The following is a 1,129-nucleotide window of genomic DNA, read 5'->3' as shown; positions in this document are numbered from 1 at the left end:
GCTAAGACCCACAGCGCCGATGGTACTGCATTCGACAGGATGTGGGAGAGTAGGACACCGCCGGACAACACCAAAAAGGGTAGAGGCCCCAACACACACCGTGTTGGGGCCTCCCCACATTTAAAACCCCCCACACCAACACCACAGTCACCCGGCCAACACCAGCGACCACGAACCAGGCACCGATGCCGGCACCGTTGGCCAGGCGGCAGGATCCCCCCACAACCCCACGGCCAACCACCCACCGCAGAGCCAAGGCACGCACACCCTCCTTCTGTAGTCTGGTGGGATGGACGGAATCTTTTCGCATGCCCCCAATCCGGAACCCGACACAGCGCAGAAGGATGTGCTGCATGCACGCACTGCTGCAGTATTGGTTCCGGTTCGACCAGACTTTGCCTTTGACGGATTCACCGACGGCCTTCATCTATGGTGGCCCATGGACAGGTACAGCGGCTACGGCCCGGAATCACATGCGGGCTTCGAGGACAATCGGCTCTTGGAGGAGTCGCCGGACGGGCAGCAGCAGGTATGGGCGGAGGTGGCGGAGTGGACGCCGCCGTCGTCCTTGGTCCTTCGCTGGCAGCTGGCCGGCAGTCCCTTGGTTCCGACCACCCTCACGGTGACCTTTGACGCGGTCGACGGCGGGACCCGGGTGACACTAGTCCATGATGGATGGGCCACCGGGGCATTGGGCTGCGAGCAATACGACAAGTACTGTGATTGGCCACTCATCTTGTCCAAATACGCCAGATTCATGGGTGGCGCGCCGGGCCTCGACTAGACTGTATGGTGGGCTGTTGGGTCCAAGGTTTTTGCAGTATGAGATCAATAGTGAAGAGCGGCTGTTACTGTGCCAGTTGGTGCGCTCAAAGGTTTAGGAGTCGGCATGGCTGAGCAAAACGGTGGCAACCGCGAAGGAAATTCCCACGAACGAAGCGGCGGTGGATTCAACGGCGGCCAAAATCGCGGCGGCTCCGGCGACCGTCCCTTCGGCGAACGCCCTCCTGCCGGGGACCGCAATGAACGCAAGCCCTATGGTGACCGTCCGGCCCGTTCGGGCGGGGACCGCCCCTATGGTGACCGGAAGCCTGCCGGCGACCGTCCCTACGGGAACCGTGACGACCGC

General features: G+C 62.4%; 1 protein-coding gene and 1 pseudogene. Both read left to right on the top strand.

Features of this window, described 5'->3' with window-relative positions; all coding sequences use genetic code 11:
* The first annotated feature begins 289 nt into the window (after nucleotides 1–289).
* The gene (locus tag CVV68_RS22970; RefSeq protein ID WP_110503286.1) at nucleotides 290–784 is read left to right on the top strand and encodes an SRPBCC domain-containing protein; all 495 of its coding nucleotides are present in this window, start codon (nucleotides 290–292) and stop codon (nucleotides 782–784) included.
* 105 nt (nucleotides 785–889) lie between these two features.
* Nucleotides 890–1,129: pseudogene (locus CVV68_RS23310) on the top strand (hypothetical protein); the annotation flags it as partial.

The organism is Arthrobacter livingstonensis (assembly GCF_003219815.1).
Taxonomy (GTDB): Bacteria; Actinomycetota; Actinomycetes; order Actinomycetales; family Micrococcaceae; genus Specibacter; species Specibacter livingstonensis.
This window is presented reverse-complemented; position numbering and strand designations above follow the sequence as displayed.

Bases quoted from the DNA above. Each gene is read 5' to 3' on its own strand.
- CVV68_RS22970 (WP_110503286.1), top strand. From the start codon at position 290: ATGGACGGAATCTTTTCGCATGCCCCCAATCCGGAACCCGACACAGCG.